Source organism: Streptomyces sp. NPDC002513, from assembly GCF_053595355.1.
This window is the reverse complement of record NZ_JBSFXK010000155.1, coordinates 1-1,736: the sequence shown is the minus strand read 5'-3', so window position 1 is coordinate 1,736 and position 1,736 is coordinate 1. Positions and strand designations below refer to the sequence as shown.

The following is a 1,736-nucleotide window of genomic DNA, read 5'->3' as shown; positions in this document are numbered from 1 at the left end:
TGACTTGATGTTGCTTTCGTAGTCGGTGATCGCGTTCTGGAGGGCGTCGATCGTGCGGGGTGGGTGGGTCCGGCGGGGCTGGGTGAGGGCTGCGGTGATGTCGGGGGCAGCGGCGAAGGCCAGCAGGGGCATGGTCCGGTGGGCGTGGTAGCTCAGGGTGTTGCGGTCCCGGCCGAGCAGCCGGGCCGTCAGGGTGAGGGTGACGGTGTTGCGGCGGCTCAGGACTGCGGCCAGGACGCGGTGGCGGTGGTCGAGGAAGCCGAAGCCGGGGTTGAATCCGCGCCGGTTGAGGCCCTTCCTCTTCTCCCGCTCCGCCTCGGCCAGGACCCGGCGGCAGGGTTCGAGGTCCTCCACGAGCCGGTCGAACTGTTCGCGGGACATGCCGGTCAGGGCGGGGTGCGTGAGCAGGTAGGTGGCCTCGGCCGGGATCGGCGGTGCCTTCGCCCGGTCCGGGTCGGCAGGCGGTGCCTGCTGGGGGTCGTATGGAGCGATGGTGTAGTTCCACTCGCCGTGGAAGTCGTCGCGCTGGACGCGCTGCAGGATGGCCTTGCGCTCATCTTTGGTGAACATGTGCCCGGTGGGGTAGTCGTTCTCGTCAAGGACCGCGCTGACGGTCAGGCCGGTGCGGGTGCGGGTGGCCGAGATGCTTTGGAGCAGTATCTCGTAGCTGGTCAGGGGCCGTCCGCGCAGGCTGTGGGTGATGCGGGAGAACAGACGGTGCTCCACCTTGTTCCACTTCGATGTTCCCGGTGGAAAGTGCAGGACGGTGATGGTCAGTCCGCACTCGTCGGCGAAGGCGGCCAGGTCCATTTTGAACAGGTGGGAGCCTGCGGAGTTCGCCCCTCCGGAGTCTGCGGTGATCAGCAGCCGGGTTGCGTCGGGGTAGTCCTGCCGGCCCTGCTGGTTCCACCAGCGGCGGAGGGACTCCACCGCGAAGGCGGCGGTGTTGCGGTCGGTGCCGACGTTCACCCAGCCGGTGTCCTGTCCCAGGTCGTAGATGCCGTACGGGATTGCGACGGGGGTATCGGGGGCCACGAAGTCGTGGTCCGGGGCGGTGATCGGCGCTCCCTTGGGGCGGTAGGTGCGGCCCGCGCGGGCGAAGTCGCCGATCGGCTCCTTCTTTTTCGCATCCACGCTCACCACCGGCAGTCCCTGGGACAGGAACCGCTCGGCCGTGGCGTTGATGTGCCGGAACTGGGCATCACGGTCCGGGACTTGGCTACCCGCACGGGTCTTGGCCATGCCCTGGAGGCTGAAGCCCATCGAATGCAGCAGGTTGCCCACGGCCGGGGCGCTGATCGGATGGCCTGCCGCGGTCAGCTCCCGGGCCAGGTCGCGCAGCGAGGCAGTGGTCCAGCGCAGCGGGGAGACCGGGTCGCCGACCTCCCGTGGCTCGATCAGGGCCGCGAGTGCCGGCACCAGGCCGGGATCACGTTCGGCGGCCGACTTGCGTCCGCCACCGGGGCGGCGCACCCGCCCCAGTACCGGTGTCCCGGTCGCGAGCTCGTCCCGGCCCCGCGCGATGGTCGACTCCGATACCTCCGCCAGCCTGGCCACTGCGGTGATCCCGCCGTGTCCGAGCGCGGCGGCCTCGGATGCCAGATACAGGCGGCGCTGCCGCTCGTCCAAGTGCGGCAGGATCGCCGCCAACTTCACGTCCAGTACTGCCAGGGTTGCTTCCGGAATCCCCACAGACGCCGACTTACCACACCACCAACCTCAACGGGCCCGAATCC

1 protein-coding gene is annotated in these 1,736 nt (G+C 69.4%); it reads right to left on the bottom strand.

The features are described 5' to 3' along the window. Window positions 1-1,692, bottom strand: a 1,692-nt coding sequence (locus tag ACWD5Q_RS35445; protein ID WP_451431180.1) for an ISAzo13 family transposase, incomplete at its 3' end; no start/stop codon positions are given. Between the last annotated feature and the right edge of the window lie 44 nt (window positions 1,693-1,736).